This window comes from Nonomuraea sp. K271, from assembly GCF_009908215.1.
Taxonomy (GTDB): domain Bacteria; phylum Actinomycetota; class Actinomycetes; order Streptosporangiales; family Streptosporangiaceae; genus Nonomuraea; species Nonomuraea longispora.
Genome location: NZ_JAAAHR010000372.1, coordinates 1 through 1,340, shown reverse-complemented (window position 1 = coordinate 1,340; position 1,340 = coordinate 1). Strand labels below are relative to the sequence as shown.

The following is a 1,340-nucleotide window of genomic DNA, read 5'->3' as shown; positions in this document are numbered from 1 at the left end:
TTGACATCCTCCCCTCGTAAACGAGGGGATTCCCACGGTCGCCCGTGAGGATTCCTGCTTCATCGCCGGTTGCCCCGTCCGAGAGGACTCTCGTTGAGGTCTGACACCAGCTCCACAGGCGTTTCAGCTCTCCGCCAGCCCGGCGGCGAGCACGTTCCTGGCCGCGTTGACATCCCGGTCATGGGCCGCGCCGCAGGCGCACTCCCACTCGCGGGCATGCAACGGCATCGTCTCCTGCAAGGCCCCGCACACCGAGCACAGCTTGCTGGAGGCGAACCAGCGATCCACCGCCACCAGCGTGCGCCCGTACCAGGCCGCCTTGTACTCCAGCATCGACCGCAACTCCCGCCAGCTCGCGTCCGAGATGGCGCGGGCCAGGCGGCGGTTCTTGACCAGGTTGCGCACGGTCAGGTCCTCGACGGCGATCGTTTGGTTCTCGCGAACAAGCCGTGTGGTGACCTTGTGGAGGTGGTCCCTTCTGCGGTCAGTAATCCTGGCGTACACTCGGGCCACCTTGAGCCGGGCCTTGGCCCGGTTGTTCGACCCCTTCTCCTTGCGAGCCAGCGCCCGCTGAGCCTTGGCCAGCCTGCGCCTGTCGCGGCGCTCGTGACGCGGGTTGACGATCTTCTCGCCGGTCGAGAGTGTGGCCAGCGCGGTGATGCCCGCGTCCACACCCACCGCGTGCTCCACCGGAGCGAGCGGGGTGATCTTCTCCTCCACCAGCAGGGACACGAACCAGCGGCCCGCCGCGTCCTTCGACACGGTGACCGTGGACGGCTCCGCGCCCTCCGGCAGCGGACGCGACCACACGACCGCCAACGGGGCGTCCATCTTCGCCAGCGTCAACCGCCCCTCGCGCCAGCGGAACGCCGAACGGGTGTACTCCGCCGACGCCCGCGACTTCCTCCTGGTCTTGAACGTTGGGTACTTGGCGCGCTTGGCGAAGAAGTTGGCAAAACCCGTCTGAAGATGGCGCAGCGCCTGCTGCAACGGCACCGACGACACCTCCGACAGGAAGTCGAACGCGCCGCTGCGCTTCCACGCCGTCAGCGCTGCCGACGACTCCACGTAGGAGAGGCGCTTGCCTTCCACGGTGTAGGCGCGGGTGCGTTCCTCCAGTGCCTTGTTGTACACGAAGCGGACGCAGCCGAACGTCCGGGCCAGCTCGCAGGCTTGCTCGGGGGTCGGGTAGAAGCGGTACTTGTAGGCCCGCTTCACGATCTGCGCCACGCCTCACATCCTACCGAAGGATCAAGAAGGACTCGCGCGTTTGTTCGATACGCCGGTTCGCCTGGAGGCGAATCGGCTGCCCCTGCCCTGCTCCGCAGGGGTCCGATTCC

1 pseudogene is annotated in these 1,340 nt (G+C 67.2%); it reads right to left on the bottom strand.

Features of this window, described 5'->3' with window-relative positions:
- Nucleotides 1-1,230 (bottom strand): annotated as a pseudogene (locus GUY59_RS47015) (RNA-guided endonuclease InsQ/TnpB family protein); the annotation flags it as partial.
- Nucleotides 1,231-1,340 lie beyond the last annotated feature (110 nt).